Origin of the sequence: Herbaspirillum seropedicae (assembly GCF_001040945.1) — a bacterium.
GTDB lineage: Bacteria > Pseudomonadota > Gammaproteobacteria > Burkholderiales > Burkholderiaceae_D > Herbaspirillum > Herbaspirillum seropedicae.
Genome location: NZ_CP011930.1, coordinates 2,099,457 through 2,114,835 on the forward strand (window position 1 = coordinate 2,099,457; position 15,379 = coordinate 2,114,835).

At 63.7% G+C, this 15,379-nt stretch carries 13 protein-coding genes and 1 tRNA gene; 8 read left to right on the top strand and 6 right to left on the bottom strand.

Annotated features, from left to right (window positions below; all coding sequences use genetic code 11):
- Positions 1-5: 5 nt before the first annotated feature.
- Positions 6-899 (bottom strand): ketopantoate reductase family protein, encoded by an 894-nt coding sequence (locus ACP92_RS09190; protein WP_013233853.1) that lies wholly within the window; start codon positions 897-899, stop codon positions 6-8.
- A 163-nt stretch (positions 900-1,062) separates the two neighbouring features.
- Here ACP92_RS09190 and ACP92_RS09195 point away from each other — a divergent pair, with 163 nt between their 5' ends.
- Both ACP92_RS09195 and ACP92_RS09200 read left to right on the top strand, forming a co-directional pair.
- Complete coding sequence (locus ACP92_RS09195; protein ID WP_013233854.1) at positions 1,063-1,524, top strand: MarR family winged helix-turn-helix transcriptional regulator; 462 nt, start codon at positions 1,063-1,065, stop codon at positions 1,522-1,524.
- A 362-nt stretch (positions 1,525-1,886) separates the two neighbouring features.
- A complete protein-coding gene (locus ACP92_RS09200) occupies positions 1,887-2,909 on the top strand; it encodes an alpha/beta hydrolase (protein ID WP_013233855.1) in 1,023 nt (340 codons plus the stop codon).
- A 264-nt stretch (positions 2,910-3,173) separates the two neighbouring features.
- Here ACP92_RS09200 and ACP92_RS09205 read toward each other — a convergent pair whose 3' ends face one another.
- The gene (locus tag ACP92_RS09205) at positions 3,174-3,842 is read right to left on the bottom strand and encodes an alpha/beta hydrolase (RefSeq protein WP_013233856.1); all 669 of its coding nucleotides are present in this window, start codon (positions 3,840-3,842) and stop codon (positions 3,174-3,176) included.
- 164 nt (positions 3,843-4,006) lie between these two features.
- On the opposite strand from ACP92_RS09205, the gene ACP92_RS09210 reads away from it, so the two are divergent.
- Positions 4,007-4,669 carry a hypothetical protein gene (locus ACP92_RS09210; RefSeq protein ID WP_013233857.1) on the top strand — a complete coding sequence of 221 codons (663 nt, stop codon included), beginning with the start codon at positions 4,007-4,009 and terminating at the stop codon, positions 4,667-4,669.
- Between the two features lie 12 nt (positions 4,670-4,681).
- Here the strand turns inward: ACP92_RS09210 and mog are convergent, their stop codons facing one another.
- Positions 4,682-5,311 (bottom strand): molybdopterin adenylyltransferase, encoded by a 630-nt coding sequence (gene mog / locus ACP92_RS09215; protein ID WP_013233858.1) that lies wholly within the window; start codon positions 5,309-5,311, stop codon positions 4,682-4,684.
- Positions 5,301-5,906, bottom strand: a complete 606-nt coding sequence (yjgA, locus tag ACP92_RS09220; protein ID WP_013233859.1) for a ribosome biogenesis factor YjgA — start codon at positions 5,904-5,906, stop codon at positions 5,301-5,303. Before yjgA ends, mog begins: the two co-directional genes overlap by 11 nt.
- Positions 5,907-5,981: 75 nt before the next feature.
- Between yjgA and pmbA the strand changes: the two genes are divergently transcribed.
- The 3 genes from pmbA to ACP92_RS09235 all read left to right on the top strand — a co-directional run bounded on the left by pmbA (position 5,982) and on the right by ACP92_RS09235 (position 9,592).
- On the top strand, positions 5,982-7,346 hold the full coding sequence (gene pmbA / locus ACP92_RS09225) for a metalloprotease PmbA (protein WP_013233860.1): 1,365 nt from the start codon (positions 5,982-5,984) through the stop codon (positions 7,344-7,346).
- A gap of 75 nt (positions 7,347-7,421) precedes the next feature.
- Positions 7,422-7,913: a GNAT family N-acetyltransferase gene (locus ACP92_RS09230; RefSeq protein WP_013233861.1), complete on the top strand. Its 492-nt coding sequence runs from the start codon at positions 7,422-7,424 to the stop codon at positions 7,911-7,913.
- Positions 7,914-7,954: 41 nt separating this feature from the next.
- Positions 7,955-9,592 carry an MDR family MFS transporter gene (locus ACP92_RS09235; RefSeq protein ID WP_269147549.1) on the top strand — a complete coding sequence of 546 codons (1,638 nt, stop codon included), beginning with the start codon at positions 7,955-7,957 and terminating at the stop codon, positions 9,590-9,592.
- 74 nt (positions 9,593-9,666) lie between these two features.
- Here the strand turns inward: ACP92_RS09235 and ACP92_RS09240 are convergent, their stop codons facing one another.
- Together ACP92_RS09240 and ACP92_RS09245 are read right to left on the bottom strand one after the other, a co-directional pair.
- Positions 9,667-11,151, bottom strand: coding sequence for a cryptochrome/photolyase family protein (locus ACP92_RS09240; protein WP_013233863.1), 1,485 nt, complete (start codon positions 11,149-11,151; stop codon positions 9,667-9,669).
- Between the two features lie 525 nt (positions 11,152-11,676).
- A tRNA-Leu gene (locus ACP92_RS09245) sits at positions 11,677-11,761 on the bottom strand.
- Positions 11,762-11,998: 237 nt separating this feature from the next.
- Here ACP92_RS09245 and rnr point away from each other — a divergent pair.
- Together rnr and rlmB are read left to right on the top strand one after the other, a co-directional pair.
- On the top strand, positions 11,999-14,518 hold the full coding sequence (gene rnr / locus ACP92_RS09250; RefSeq protein ID WP_013233864.1) for a ribonuclease R: 2,520 nt from the start codon (positions 11,999-12,001) through the stop codon (positions 14,516-14,518).
- A gap of 110 nt (positions 14,519-14,628) precedes the next feature.
- Positions 14,629-15,366 carry a 23S rRNA (guanosine(2251)-2'-O)-methyltransferase RlmB gene (gene rlmB / locus ACP92_RS09255; protein WP_013233865.1) on the top strand — a complete coding sequence of 246 codons (738 nt, stop codon included), beginning with the start codon at positions 14,629-14,631 and terminating at the stop codon, positions 15,364-15,366.
- Positions 15,367-15,379: the final 13 nt, after the last annotated feature.

Consider the following 15,379-nt stretch of genomic DNA (forward strand, 5'->3'; position numbering starts at 1 on the left):
ACAGGCTACTGGGCCTTGCTTTCGATCAGCTTGACCAGGGCATGGACGGTCAGGTTGGCCGGCGCGGACAACCCATGCGCCTGCGCGCGCGCCACGATGAAACCATTGAGGTGATCGATCTCGCTGGGCTTGCCGCGCGCCAGGTCCTGGGCGGTGGAAGAGAACTGGCCGGGCATGGTCTGGACGATCTTGCGCACGGCGCTGTCCACGTCGTCGGCCAGGGTCACGCCTTCGGCCGCAGCAACTGCCTTGCATTCAGTCACCAGCTGGGCAATCACCTCGGGGATGCCAGGGCCTTCGACCAGCTTGCCATAAGGCAGTTGCGCAATGGCCGAGAGGGCATTGTAGGCGCAGTTGAGGATGAGCTTGAGCCAGAGCTCGCCGCGCACATTGTCTGATATCTCGGTGGGAACGCCCGCTGCGACGAGCGCATCGGCGGCATCGCGGCTCCCCGCTGCGGGCTCGATGACCAGCTCGCCCCGGCCATGATGCTTGACGTGTCCTGGTCCGGCCATCTCGGTGGCCACATAGACGACGGCGGCTGCCACCGGCTGAGCCATCACGGTGCGCAGGCGCTCGGCGTTGTCGGTGCCGTTCTGCAAGCTCAGCACCAGCGTATCGGGTGCGAGATGGGGCGCCAGTTGCGCGCCGGCAGTTTCTGTATCGGGCGACTTGACGCAGAACAGCACCAGCTCAGCATCAGCGGCAATGGCCGCATCGGTGCTGGCCTTCACCGCAATGGTCTCGTCGAAGGCCTTGGTTTCGAGACGCAGGCCACGGGTGTTGAAGGCCTCCACGTGCTGCGGCCGGCCCACCAGCGCCACCTGATGCCCGACCCGCGCCAGCATGCCGGCAAAATAACAGCCCACTGCGCCTGCGCCCATCACTGCGACTTTCATCCCTGTCTCCTCGCTGGTCAAAGCGGAAAGGCTAGCACAGCGCAGCTTGGATTTCAGGAACAGGATGGGCATTGTCAGCAAGCTGACGACGCAACGATAGCGATGGAAGAAATTTCAATTAAATAGCTTGCTATTTAATTTTGACCTCGCTAAACTGCGTTCCATGGTTTCGAAAACAGACAAACGCAAGGCGGCCCCGCTACTGGATGCCCAGTTGTGTTTTGCGCTGTATTCGACGTCCTTGTCGATGAGCAAGCTCTACCGCAAGCTCTTGCGCGACTTGGGCATCACCTATTCGCAGTACCTGGTGCTGATGGTGTTGTGGGAACAGGATCAGCTCACCGTCTCCGAGATCGGCGAACGCCTGGTGCTGGATTCGGCCACGCTGACCCCCTTGCTCAAGCGCATGGAAGCGCAGGGCCTGGTGACCCGGGAGCGGGCGGCCAGCGACGAGCGGCAGGTGGTCATCTCGCTCACCGCCGAGGGCGACACGCTGCGCGAGAAGGCGGTGGAGTTGCCGCGTGAAGTCTTGCGCGCCACCGAATCGACCGCTGCGGAGCTGGCGGCGATCAAGGAAGAATTGATGCAGTTGCGGGCGCGCCTGCACAAGAATACCGGCGACTAGCCAGACGCCGTAGAGCAAGAGCAATGCAGGCAGGGACATGGGCCGGATGGCGTGTCCCTTTTTTGAAGTCAAATATATAGTGCGCTATTTAATAGTATGTAATTACGCATTCAGGAAGTCGTACGCAGCTTGATGTGCAGGTTCTCCTTTCCCTCCGACAGGTCCGCAGGAGGGCAGTTATACCGAGAGCCAATAGCGTCATATAAGTAGTTTGCTATTTAATAGTTCTTTAATAGTTATTTGGTAGTTATTTAATGGTTGTTTGATTGAAACGCCGTTTTTTTGCTGTAACCCGACGCAGTCCCCTCGTTGCAGTTCTCCGGTGTCCGCACCGATTTGATATTTGATAAAGGAAGAAAATCATGACATCGTTCAAGCAACTCGCCGCCGTCGCCGCCATCGGCCTGGTATTCGGTAATGCCTATGCCGCTGGCGACGCTGGCGTGGAACCCACCACCCAGGCTTTCCTGCAGGCCCTCGAAGCCGGCGGCGGCAAGCCCCTGGAACAGCTTTCGCCGGCGGACGCCCGCGCCGTGCTGGTGGGTGCGCAAGCCAGCGTGAAGCTGCAACTGCCCAAGGCCGATGTCTCCGAGAAGACCATCAGCGCCGACGGCCAGCAGATCAAGCTGACCATCGTGCGTCCGGCCGGTTCGGCCAAGAAGACGCTGCCGGCCTTCATGTTCTTCCACGGCGGCGGCTGGGTGCTGGGCGACTTCCCCACCCACGAGCGCCTGGTGCGCGACCTGGTAGCCAACTCGGGTGCAGTGGCGGTGTTCGTGAACTACACGCCTTCGCCTGAAGCGCATTATGGCGTGGCGATCAACCAGGCCTATGCCGCTACCAAGTGGGTAGCAGAACATGGCAAGGAGATCAACGTCGATGGCAAGCGCCTGGCCGTGGCCGGCAACAGCGTGGGCGGCAACATGGCTGCCGTGGTGGCCCTGATGGCCAAGGACAAGGGCGGCCCGGCGCTGCGCTCGGAAGTGCTGCTGTGGCCGGTGACCGATGCCAATTTCGAGACCGCATCCTACAACCAGTTCGCCAATGGCTACTTCCTGACCAAGAACATGATGAAGTGGTTCTGGGACAGCTACACCACCGACGCCGCCAAGCGCAAGGAAATCACCGCCTCGCCCTTGAACGCGACCCCGGCGCAACTGTCCGGCCTGCCGCCGACCCTGATCCAGACCGCCGAAAAGGACGTGCTGCGTGACGAGGGCGAAGAGTATGGCCGCAAGCTGGCTGCTGCCGGCGTGGCCGTGACCAGCGTGCGCTACAACGGCATGATCCACGACTTTGGCCTGTTGAACGTGCTGGCCAAGGTGCCGGCGGTGCAGACGGCGATGCGCCAGGCGGGTGAAGAGCTCAAGTTCCGCCTGAAGTAATTGCATCAGCTTGTCCTGCGCGTGAAGTCGCGCAGGGCGTGGTGCTTCAAATGCAAAAGGCTCCTGGACGCATGCATGTGTCCGGAGCCTTTTGCGTTTTTGCCTTTTGTGTACCTGCTAACCGTTCGTCCTGAGTAGCGGCGGCAGCCGCGTATCGAAGGCGCTGCTACCTGTACGCCTGCGATACGGCCCTGCGGGCCTACTCAGGACGAACGGGCGGCGGGGCGCAAAGGAATGCCTTGCACCTCTCTCGCCCATCCATCTTTACGCCAGCACGCGCGTCAGCCACGCGCCGATATCCTCGACTTCTTCACCACACACCGAGTGCTGCATGGGATAGTCATGCCACTCGACCGGATGGCCCAGTTGCGTGAGCAGTTCGCGCGACTTCACGGCGCGCTCCAGCACCACCACTGGGTCCATGGTGCCATGGGCCATGAAGATGGGCGTGTCGTGGTTGGCGGCATGGCGTTCGGCCTCGATGGTGGCGGCCAGCGGCAGGTAGCCGGACAGGCACATCAGGCCCGCCAGGCGTTCCGGATGGCGCAGGCCGGTCTGCAGGGTCATGGCGCAACCTTGCGAGAAGCCGGCCAGCACAATCCGGTTGGCCGGGACGCCGCGCGCCTTTTCCTGGGCGATCAGGGCTTCGATGGCGGCCTGCGAGGCGCGCAGGCCGGGTTCATCCTCGCGGCGCACCAGGTCGGGGGCGAAGATGTCGTACCAGGCGCGCATCACATAGCCGCCGTTGATGGTCACCGGCATGGTCGGCGCGGTCGGGAAGATGAAACGGATCGGCGGGCAGGCCGAGAGGTCCAGCTCGCGCACGATAGGCACGAAGTCCGAGCCATCGGCTCCCAGGCCATGCAGCCAGATGACGGAGGCGGTGGGATTGGGAGCGGTATCGATCTGGATGGTGTCGAGTGGTGCGGCCATGGGCGTGCGGTTCCTGATTCCTGTGCGGTTGGGGGAGGGCGATTTGTCTGTCTCGCTGCCCGGGCGCACAATACGGTCTTGTCCAAGGATGTGCGCCTGGGCGATGGGCTCACATCATACGATGAACGCGGCCGTCCTGCTGCGATCGGTCACAAGGAGCTTTGATGAAGTGCAAACGATTTTCCGGACTGCTGGCCGGCGCCCTGAGCCTGTTGCTCGTCTTGCCGCCGCCCCTGGCGCAGGCTGAGGCCGAGGGCAGGCTGTTCCAGCCCACCGGCGAGAACCTGATGATCTCGCCGCCCGCTGGCTGGCGGCTGGCCTACATGGACGGCGATCCGGAGGGAGATTATGTGGTCGATTTCCTGCCGCAGAACGAGGCCCACGATTCCTGGCGCGAAGGCTACATGAGCGTGCAGCGTCGCACCTTCCCGGAAGCGGCCCTGCGGGACAACATCCGCGCCCGCAACCTGACCATGCCGCAGGTGGCGATCTCGGAGGTGATGCAGATCGCACAGCGCAAGTGTCCTGGCCGTTTCGTGCCGATGGGGCAGAAGGACAGCCTGACCAACAATATTCCGACTTCCGTGAGCGGTGGTTTCTGCGACCGGCTGGGACCCAGCGCACCCTATGGCGAAGGTTCGGTGATGGCCGTCTTCGAGGGCAAGGAGCGTCTGTTCGTGGTGCAGTTCAGCTGGCGTCCGTCCACCGAGAACGAACTGAAGCAGTTCGCTTACCGGATCAGTCCGGCGCGACTGCAACAGTTCCTGGACTTGCTCAATGCGGCCACGCTGTGCGGCGGCCCGGACGAGGGGAAATGCCCCAACTAGGGCCTGCCTGGCCTAGTTGCCGGCCGGGCTGGTCGGGCGGATTGCCGACTTGGGACGGAAGGCCTTGCAGACCGCGTCATCGGTCTCGATGTAGGGCCCGCCGATGAGGTCGATGCAGTAGGGGATGGCGGCGAAGATACCGGCTACGCGGGTCTTGCCGTCTTCATCCTTCAAGCCTTCCAGCGTTTCGCGGATGGACTTGGGCTGGCCGGGCAGGTTCAGCACCAGTGCAGCATGGTCGGCCGTTTCGCGGATCACCGCGACCTGGCGCGAGAGGATGGCCGTGGGAACGAACTGCAGGCTGATCTGGCGCATCTGCTCGCCAAAGCCCGGCATTTCCTTGGTGCCGATGGCCAGCGTGGCTTCGGGCGTGACGTCGCGCCGCGAGGGGCCGGTGCCGCCGGTGGTCAGCACCAGGTCGCAGCGGGCCACATCGACCAGCTCGACGATGGTCTGCTCGATCTGGGCGCGTTCATCGGGGATGAGGCGGGTCTGCACCTCGAAGGCGCTGCGAAGCGCACGGCCCAGCCATTCTTCCAGGGCCGGGATGCCCTGGTCCTGATAGACGCCACCGGAGGCGCGGTCCGAGATCGACACCAGGCCCACCCGCAGCACCTCACGCTGGACGGCTTCAGCGCTCATCGCCGTCCTGCTCGTCATCGGCCTGCTCGGCGGCTTCGCCCTTGGCCAGCGCGGCCTGGGTCTGCAACTGCTTGAGGATCTGGAAGATCTCGCGGTAGGCCTTGGGCGGCTTGTTTTCCGCCTGTTCCTTGCGGGCATTGCGGATCAGGGTGCGCATGTGCTGCACGTCCACCTCGGGATGGCGGTTCAGCAGTTCGGTGAGCGCCTGGTCGTCGGCCAGCAGCTTTTCGCGGCGGCGTTCCAGCGCGTGCATGGCGGCGGTTTCGGCCTTGGAGGCGCCGTGCCAGCTGTCGATGGTCTTCTGAATGATGGCGATCTCGTCGGCTTCCAGCGTGCGCATCTTCTTGCCCACGTACTGCATCTGGCGGCGACGGCCTTCGTGGTCCTTGATCTGCTGGCATTCGAGGATGGCCTCGCGCACATCCTCGGGCATGGGTACGCGCTTGACGCGGTCGCGCGGTTCGTTGACCAGGGATTCGCCCAGCTTTTGCAGGGCATCCATCTCGCGCTTGAGCTGGGACTTGGAGGGGCGGTCGTATTCCTGTTCGAATTCGCTGGACTGGAATCCGACAGCGCCGCGGTTGGCATTGGGCATATCGTGACTTCGAGAAATAAAGCTTAACGACTGCTATGATAACCGCTTTACCCGGATTTCAGAGAAAACAGGCTCATGAGCGATACCCCATTCACGCACAGTCAGGACCAGTTGAAGCAGTTGGCGCAGGATGTCCTGCGTTATGCCCGTGACAAGGGCGCCTCGGACGCCGCCGTCGACATCAGCGAAGGCAGCGGCCTCTCGGTAGCGGTGCGCAAGGGCAAGATCGAGACCATCGAGCAGAACAAGGACAAGGGCATCGGCGTGACCGTGTTCCTCGGAGAAGGCCGCCAGGTGCGGCGCGGCAATGCCAGCACCTCGGATTTCTCGCAGCAGGCCCTGAAGGAAACGGTCGAGGCCGCCTACAACATTGCCCGCTTCACCTCCATCGATGACTGCGCCGGCCTGCCCGATGCCGAGATGCTGGAAATGGCGCCGCGCGACCTGAAATTGTTTTCGCCGTGGAATATTTCCGCCGAAGAAGCTGTGGCGCTGGCCCAACGCTGCGAAACCGCTGCGCTGGAGACGGATCCCCGCATCAGCAACAGCGAAGGCGCCGGTGTCTACGTGCAACACTCGCATTTCATCGCCGCCAACAGCCGTGGTTTCATGGGCGGCTATCCCTTCTCGCGCCACACCATCTCGGTGGCGCCGATCGCCGGCAAGGGTGCGAGCATGCAGCGCGACGACTGGTATTCCTCCAAGCGCGACCCTAAAAAGCTGGCCCAGCCCGAAGCCATCGGCCGTTACGCCGCCGAGCGCGCGCTGGCGCGCCTGAACGCACGCAAGCTGAGCACCCGCAAGTGCCCGGTGCTGTTCGAGGCGCCGCTGGCAGCGGGTCTGCTGGGTGCATTCGTGCAGGCCGTCTCGGGTGGTGCGCTGTACCGTAAATCGACTTTCCTGCTGGACTCCCTGGGCCAGCAGGTGTTTCCGGAACACATCCAGATCCTGGAAGATCCGCACGTCATCGGTGGCGTCGGCTCGGCCCCGTTCGATGAAGAGGGTGTGCGCACGCTCAAGCGCGAAGTGGTGCGCAATGGCGTGGTGCAGGGTTATTTCCTGTCCACCTATTCGGCCCGCAAGCTGGGCATGCAGACCACCGGCAACTCGGGCGGTTCGCACAACCTCACGCTGCGCTCGGAGCTGACCACCCGCGCCGATACCTTCAAGGGCATGTTGAAGAAGATGGGCACCGGCTTGCTGGTGACCGAGCTGATGGGCCAGGGCGTGAACTACGTCACCGGCGACTATTCGCGCGGCGCTTCCGGTTACTGGGTCGAGAATGGCGTGATCCAGTATCCGGTGGAAGAGATCACCATTGCCGGTAACATGAAGGACATGCTGCGCCAGATCGTGGCCGTAGGTAACGACACGCTCATCCGCGGCACCAAGGAAACCGGTTCCATCCTGCTGGAAAGCATGACCATCGCGGGCGACTGAGTCTGGCGCCAGCCGCCATGTCTTGCGACATGGCGGCACACCACGGCCGTCGCCGCCTGTACGGGGAGGCAAGCCATGGACGACATCCACATCCGGCGCGGCTATCTGCCAGGCGCCATCGGGCGTGTAGCTGAACTGCACGCTGCCTATTACACCGAGAACTGGAGCTTCGGCGTCTACTTCGAAGCCCGCATCGCTACCGAGCTGGCGGCCTTCATGAGTCGCTACGACGACGCCCGGGACGGCTTCTGGACGGCCACCGTACACGGACGCATCGAAGGCGCGCTGACCATTGACGGCCAGCATGCACAGGAGCAGGGCGCCTGGCTGCGCTGGTTCATCGCCTCCGAGAAGCTGCGCGGGCGCGGCGTGGGCGATGCGCTGCTGAGCGAGGCCGTGCGCTGCTGCGCCGAGCGTGACATTGCCTCCATCTACCTGTGGACCTTCGAGGGGCTGCACGCGGCCCGCACGCTCTACGAGCGCCACGGCTTCGTGAGGGTGGAGGAGCGCATCGGCTCGCATTGGGGCGTGAAGCTCAAGGAACAGCGCTACGAACTGCTGCTGTGAGGGCGCCGGCAAGCTGTCCGGCGCAGCGCTAGAATGGCGGATTGCGCCTTGCGCGACTTCCGGATGACATTTCCCGCAACATGGCTCTCCATACCGACTCCGCCCATTCCAGCGGCCAAGTCCTGCCGTTTCGCGAATCCTTGCTGGCCACGCTGGGCATTTGCTTCGTCATCATGCTGGTGGCGCTGGACCAGACCATCGTGGGCACCGCGCTTCCCACCATCGTGGCCGAGCTCAAGGGCTTCGAGCTCTACGCCTGGGTCGCCACAGCCTACCTGCTGACCTCGGTCATCACCGTGCCCATCTTCGGGCGGCTGGGCGACTACTTCGGCCGCAAGCCTTTCGTGATCGCTTCCATCATCGTCTTTGTCGGCGCCTCCGCCTTGTGCGGCATGGCCAACAGCATGTTGTTCCTGGTGCTGGCGCGCGGCTTGCAGGGCATTGGCGGGGGCATGCTGGTGGGAACCTGTTTTGCGTCGGTGGCCGACCTGTTTCCCGATCCCCGGGTGCGCTTGCGCTGGCAGATCATCCTCTCGGTGTCCTTTGGCATTGCCACGGCGGTCGGTCCCTCGCTGGGCGGCTTCCTGACCCAGGGCCTGGGCTGGCGCTGGGTGTTCTACTGCAACCTGCCCATCGGTGTGATTTCGCTGTTCTTCGTGTGGCGTTTCGTGCCGCATATCCGCCATATGCAGCATGCAGGCAAGATGCGGCTGGACTGGCCCGGCGCGCTTCTGATCTCGCTGTCGCTGGGCAGCCTGCAACTGCTGGTGGAGCTCTTGCCCAAGCGCGGCGTCACCAGCGGCATGCTGGTCTTGCTGGCGGTGTCGGTGGCGGCTTTCTATGCCTTGTGGAAATGGGAGCAGCGCGCCGCCCAGCCTATCCTGCCCTTCGAGATGCTGCGCGACCGTGCGCTGGCCAGCCTGTTCCTGCTGTCGGTGCTGGCCGGTTTTGCCATGTTCTCGATGCTCATGTATGCGCCGCTGCTGTTCCAGGGCGGGTTCGGCCTGAGTCCGCGCGAAGCCGGGTTGCTGATCACGCCCCTGGTGGCCTGTATCACCGTGGCCAGCATCGTCAACGGACGCATCATCACCCGTATTCCCAATCCCAACCTGATGATGAATCTGGGCTTTGCCCTGATCGCCGCGTCCTGCCTGGGCATCGTGCTGTGCGACCGCGTCACGGGCAAGGGCTTCCTGCTGGCGGTGATGCTGGCCGGCGGGTTCGGGCTGGGGCTGGTCCTGCCTAACCTGACCGTGTTTGCCCAGCAGGCCGCCGCGCGCGAGCACCTGGGCATTGCGACGGCCTTGCTGCAATCGCTGCGCATGATAGGCGGGATGCTGGGGACGGCCATCACCGGTACGCTGGTGAGCCAGATGTATGGGGCGGGCGTCGAGAAGGCGCTGGAGGGCGATCATGCCGCGCAATGGCTCAAGGATTTCAGTGACCCCGAAGTGCTGGTCAACCACGACATCCAGTCGGTGCTGCTGGCCCAGCTGATGCAAGCCGGCCATGATGGTTCGGCCTTGCTGGAAGCAGCCCGCGAGGCCTTGGTGGGGGCCATCCACATGGGCATTGCGATTGCCATCGTCGCTGCGCTGGTGGGACTCTGGATGGTGCGCCGGGTGCCGCCTATCCGCTTCGATCAGGACAAGAAGGTCGAGCCGGTGATGTCGGAATGAGCGGCAGCCGGGAGGGCATAACACCAAAGGGACTGCATGCAGTCCTTTTTTCTTGCACCTGGAGATTGCTCTGCTTACTCGGCTTTCTTCACGACCGCATAGCGCGCCAGCGTGCGCTCGCGCGCCTGGGCGTGATCGACGATGGGGCGGGGATAGTTCTGTCCCAGCACCACGCCGGCATCCATGCGTTCATCTGGCGTGGCCGTCCACGGCGCATGGATGCGCTTGTTGGAGAGCTTGGCCAGTTGCGGCAGATAGCGGCGGATGAACTTGCCGTCGGGATCGAATTTCTCCGACTGCGTCACCGGATTGAAGATGCGGAAGTAGGGCTGGGCATCGCAGCCCGAGGAGGAGGCCCACTGCCAGCCGCCGTTGTTGGCGGCGAGGTCGAAGTCATTGAGGTGACGCGCAAAGTAGCGCTCGCCCCAGCGCCAGTCGATGCCCAGGTCCTTGGTCAGGAAGCTGGCCACCACCATGCGCAGGCGGTTGTGCATGTAGCCGCTCTGGTTGATCTGCGCCATGGCGGCATCGACCAGCGGATAGCCGGTGCGGCCCTCGCACCAGGCGGCAAAGAGTGCTTCGGCCTGCGGGCCTTGCTCCCACTGGATGGCGTCGTATTCGGGCTTGAAGGCGTGGCGGGTGACGCGGGGGTGGTGGTGCAGGATCATGAAATAGAAATCGCGCCAGGTCAGTTCCGACAGCCACACCGCCGCGCCCGCCGCTCCTTGTCCGGCATGCATGGCCTGCATGGCCGCCCGCGCCAGGGTGCGGATGGAGATGGTGCCAAAGCGCAGATGCACCGACAGGTAGGACGGTCCCTTCACCGCCGGGAAGTCGCGCGCCGCGCCATAGCTGCCGATGCGGTCGAGGAATTCGTCCAGCAGGCTTTGTGCGCCCGACATGCCGGTGGGAATCTTCAGTTCCTGCAGATTGCTGGGCGCAAAGCCCAGTTGCCTGTGCGAGGGCAGGGCGTGTCCTGCCTTGCCGGGTGGGCTTGCCAGGGCCGTGAGGTACTTCTCGACCGGATAGGGCTTGAGGAAGAAGTCGCCGTCGGCTGCGGCCAGCTTGCTCATCCAGGCATTCTTGTAGGGCGTGAAGACAGAGAAGGGTTTGGCCGATTGCGTCAGCACTTCGTCCTTCTCGAAGATCACCTGGTCCTTGTAGCTCAGCAATTGAGCGCCGCTCTTGGCCAGGGTCTGGGCCACCGCCGCGTCGCGTTCCACGGCAGCGGGTTCGTAGTCGGTGTTGGCATAAACCGCTTGCACGTCCAGCTCGGCGGCTAGCGCCGGGATCTGCGTGACGGCCGACCCGTGCAGCACGATCAGTCCGCCGCCGGCGTGGCGCAGGGCTTCATCGAGCTCGGCCACGCTGGCCAGCAGGAAATCGATGCGGCGATCCTGCGTGACGCCCTCGGCCTTGAGGGCAGCGAGGATGTCGGTGTCGAAGACGAACACGCACCACACTTGCCGGCTCTGCGAAAGCGCGTAGTAGAGCGCAGCGTGGTCGGTCATGCGCAGGTCACGGCGGAACCAGACCAGGGATCTGTCGAATTGAGGCATTGCGATGATGAACGGTGAAGGAGGATAGGATGGAGAGCACCCCAGGATGGCTGCTGGGCAACCGTGTCGTCAGAGATGATAAGAGATTTGAACTGCATCGGCCCGGATGGGAGGGGGGTGACCCAGCTTTGACACAGGATGCGTGCAGGTGGTGCTGGGGCGCGGGAAGGCGGATCCACGATATCCCGCCCGTTCGGATTGAGTAGCGCCGCAGGCGCGTATCGAAGGCGCGCATGGGATGGTGATTCGTCCTTGCGCCTTCGATACGCTGCGCGTGGCGCAGCTACTCAGTCCGAACGGGAGGAGGGGGTGTTCTGGTCCCAAAACGCAAAAGGCCGATTGATTTTCATCAATCGACCTTTTTTGTTTTGCTGCGCACTGAGGCACTCGGTCACGTCCCGCGACCCCGTCCGGCCTTGTAAGGCCGGACTTTCTCGTCCCTCTCGCAAGGCGCGCAGGCGCCTTGCTCGTGGACCCCAAAATACAAAAGGCCGACTGACTTTCGTCAATCGACCTTTTCTATTTTGGTGCCCACGGAGGGACTCGAACCCCCACACCTCGCGGCACATGGACCTGAACCATGCGCGTCTACCAATTCCGCCACGTGGGCTGCGCTGTAAAGCGAAGACCGTGATTATAGACGGTCTGCGGGAACTGTCAACAGCTTTTTTGCTGCAGTGAAGGATTTTTCGTTGCAATACGATGCTCCAAGCGTTCTCACCCCTATTATTGCGGTTAGGTAAATGGCCGCAACTCCGTTACACTAGGCACATCCACCCGCCGGGGCGACTGATACACCGTTGTTTTCCTGTCCCGGCATTGTTAACAATTGCGCGAAACGAAACTTTTGAGCCAATTTCCCTATTCCATTCCCAGCCGGGAAGAAATCCTCGGCATCCTGCGCACTTCGTCCGGCGCGCAAAACGCTGCCGCCCTGGCAGCCGCGCTCGGCGTCAAGCCTGAAGAAATGGATGGCCTGACGCGCCGCCTCAACGCCATGGAGCGTGACGGCCAGATCAAGCCGGATCGCGCAGGTCACTACAAACTGACCCATTCGCCCGACTTCATCCTGGGCCGCGTCTCCAGCCATCGCGATGGCTTCGGTTTCCTGCTGCCCGATGACGGCAGCGATGACCTGTTCCTGCCAGAGAAGGAAATGCAGAAGGTCATGCATGGCGACCGCGTCCAGGCGCGCATCGTCGGCACCGACCGCCGTGGTCGTCCGGAAGGCACCATCGTCGAAGTCGTGGAGCGCGCCAACACCCACGTGATCGGCCGCCTGCTCAATGAAAACGGCGTCTGGATCGTCGCTCCGGAAGACAAGCGCATCGGCCACGACGTGCTGCTGGCCGGTCCCCCGGGCAAGGCCAAGGCGGGGCAGGTGGTCAGCGTGGAGCTGACCGAGCATCCCTCGCGCTACACGCAACCGGTGGGCAAGATCGTCGAGATCCTCGGTGACATCGACGACCCCGGCATGGAAATCGAAATCGCCGTGCGCAAGTACGGCGTGCCGCATGAATTCTCCGAAGCGGCCAAGAAGCTCTCGGCCAAGCTGCCCAGCGAAGTCAAGGCGGCGGACCTGAAGGATCGCGTCGACCTGCGCGATGTGCCGCTGGTCACCATCGATGGTGAAGACGCCCGCGACTTCGACGACGCGGTCTACTGCGAACCCGTCAAGATCGGCCGCACCAAGGGCTATCGCCTGATCGTCGCCATTGCCGACGTGAGCCACTACGTCAAGCCCAATGACGCGCTGGATGTGGATGCGCTGGAGCGCAGCACCTCGGTCTACTTCCCGCGCCGGGTCATCCCGATGCTGCCGGAAAAGCTCTCCAACGGCCTGTGCTCGCTGAACCCGGACGTGGACCGCCTGACCCTGGTGTGCGACGCTGTCATCACCGCCAAGGGCGAGATCAAGGCCTACCAGTTCTATCCCGCCGTGATCCACTCGGCAGCCCGCCTGACCTATACCGAAGTGGCCTCCATCCTGGCCAATACCAAGGGCCCGGAAGCGGCGCGCCGCATCGGCCTGGTGCCGCACCTGACGCACCTCTACGAAGTGTTCCAGGCGCTCTTGACGGCGCGCCAGGCGCGTGGCGCCATCGACTTCGAGACCACCGAGACCTACATCGTCTGCAACGCCGCCGGCAAGATCGAGAAGATCCTGCCACGCACCCGCAACGATGCGCACCGCCTGATCGAGGAATGCATGCTGGCCGCCAACGTCTGCGCGGCCGACCTGCTCAAGCGTCACGATCATCCCGCGCTCTACCGCATCCACGCCGGTCCGACCAAGGAAAAGCTGACGACCTTGCGGACCTTCCTCAAGCAGGTCGGCCTCACGCTCGGCGGTGGTGACACCCCCAGCGCTTCCGACTATGCCGAGCTGATGCCCAAGGTCAAGGCCCGCCCGGATGCGGTGCTGATCCAGACCATGCTGCTGCGCTCCATGCAGCAGGCGGTCTACAGCCCCGACAACATCGGCCACTTCGGCCTGTCCTACGAGTCCTACGCGCACTTCACCAGCCCGATCCGCCGTTATCCCGACCTCTTGACGCACCGCGCCATCAAGGCCGTGCTGCAGGGCAAGCGCTACGAACCCAAGGGGATCGACAGCGGCGCCTTGAATACCTCGATCTCGCCCGCGGCCCGCAAGGCGCAGGCGCAACAGCGCGCCGCTGACAAGGCGGCAGGCAAGAAGCCGCGCGGCGAGAGTGCGCTGGCGATCTGGGAAGCGCTGGGCCTGCACTGCTCGGCCAACGAACGCCGCGCCGACGAGGCTTCGCGTGATGTGGAAGCCTGGCTGAAGTGCTACTTCATCCGCGACAAGCTGGGCGAGGAATTCACCGGCACCATCTCCGGCGTGGCCACCTTTGGCATCTTCGTGCAACTCGATGCGCTCTACATCGAAGGCCTGGTGCACGTCACCGAACTGGGGGCGGACTACTTCCAGTACGACGAAGCGCGCCATGAGCTGCGCGGCGAGCGCACTGGCATCCGTTACCAGTTGACCGACCGCGTCACCGTGCAGGTCAGCCGCGTGGACCTGGATGCGCGCAAGATCGACCTGTCGCTGGTCAACGAACCGGGCATTCGCACCTTGCTCAAGAACGAAGCCAAGCGCGCTGAAAGCGCCGCACGCAGCAAGTCCGCTGGCGGCCGGCAAGCACAGGAGGCCAGCCAGCCCGCCGCCCGCGGCAAGAAGGGCGCAGCCGCCAAGCCGGCCGCCTCGGCCGCCGGCAGCAAGGCCAAGGGCGGCGCCAAGGCCAAGGCCGGCGGAGCCCGCACCAGCACGACCCGGCCCGGTGAGGCCGACCGCAAGCGCGCAGCCTCCAAGGGTTTCGCCAAGGGCAAGAAGAAGCGATGAGCATGTCCCCGGTCGTGCGTGATCGCGTAATGGCGTGACGCGTAGGCCGGGTTTGATGGAACGAGGGGCAGATGCCCCATCAAGCAAGACGAAAGACACAAGCAGGATCTATGAAGAGCAAAATGATTTTCGGCTTCCATGCCGTGACCTCCCGCATCCGCCACGAGGCTTCCTCGGTAGACGAGATCTACGTGGATGCCGAGCGCCGCGACCGTCGCATGCTGGATCTGCTGCATGCGGCCAAGGAAGCCAATGTGCGCATCATCCAGGCCGATGACCAGCGCCTGGCGGCCATGGTCGGCACGCGCCGTCACCAGGGCGTGGTGGCCAAGGCCGCCGCGCTGTCGCTGGCGCGCACGCTCGATGAGCTGCTCGACGCCGTGGTCGGCCCGCCGCTGCTGCTGATCCTCGATGGCATCACCGATCCGCACAACCTGGGCGCCTGCCTGCGCGTGGCCGACGGCGCCGGCGCGCACGCCGTGATCGCTCCCAAGGATCGCGCCGTGGGCTTGAATGCCACGGCCATGAAGGTGTCCAGCGGTGCGTCCGATACCGTGCCCTACATCACCGTCACCAACCTGGCGCGCACCATGCGCGACCTGAAGGAGCGCGGTGTGTGGATCATCGGCACCTCCGATGATGCCGAGAAGGGTCTCTACGAAGGCGACTTCACCGGTCCCACCGCCCTGGTGATGGGCTCCGAAGGCGAGGGCATGCGCCGTCTCACCCGCGAGACTTGCGATGTGCTGGTCAACATCCCCATGTTCGGTTCGGTCGAGAGCTTGAATGTGTCCGTGGCGTCGGGTGTGTGTCTGTACGAGGCGCGACGCCAGCGCTTGCCCAAGTAAGTCCGGTCATCTC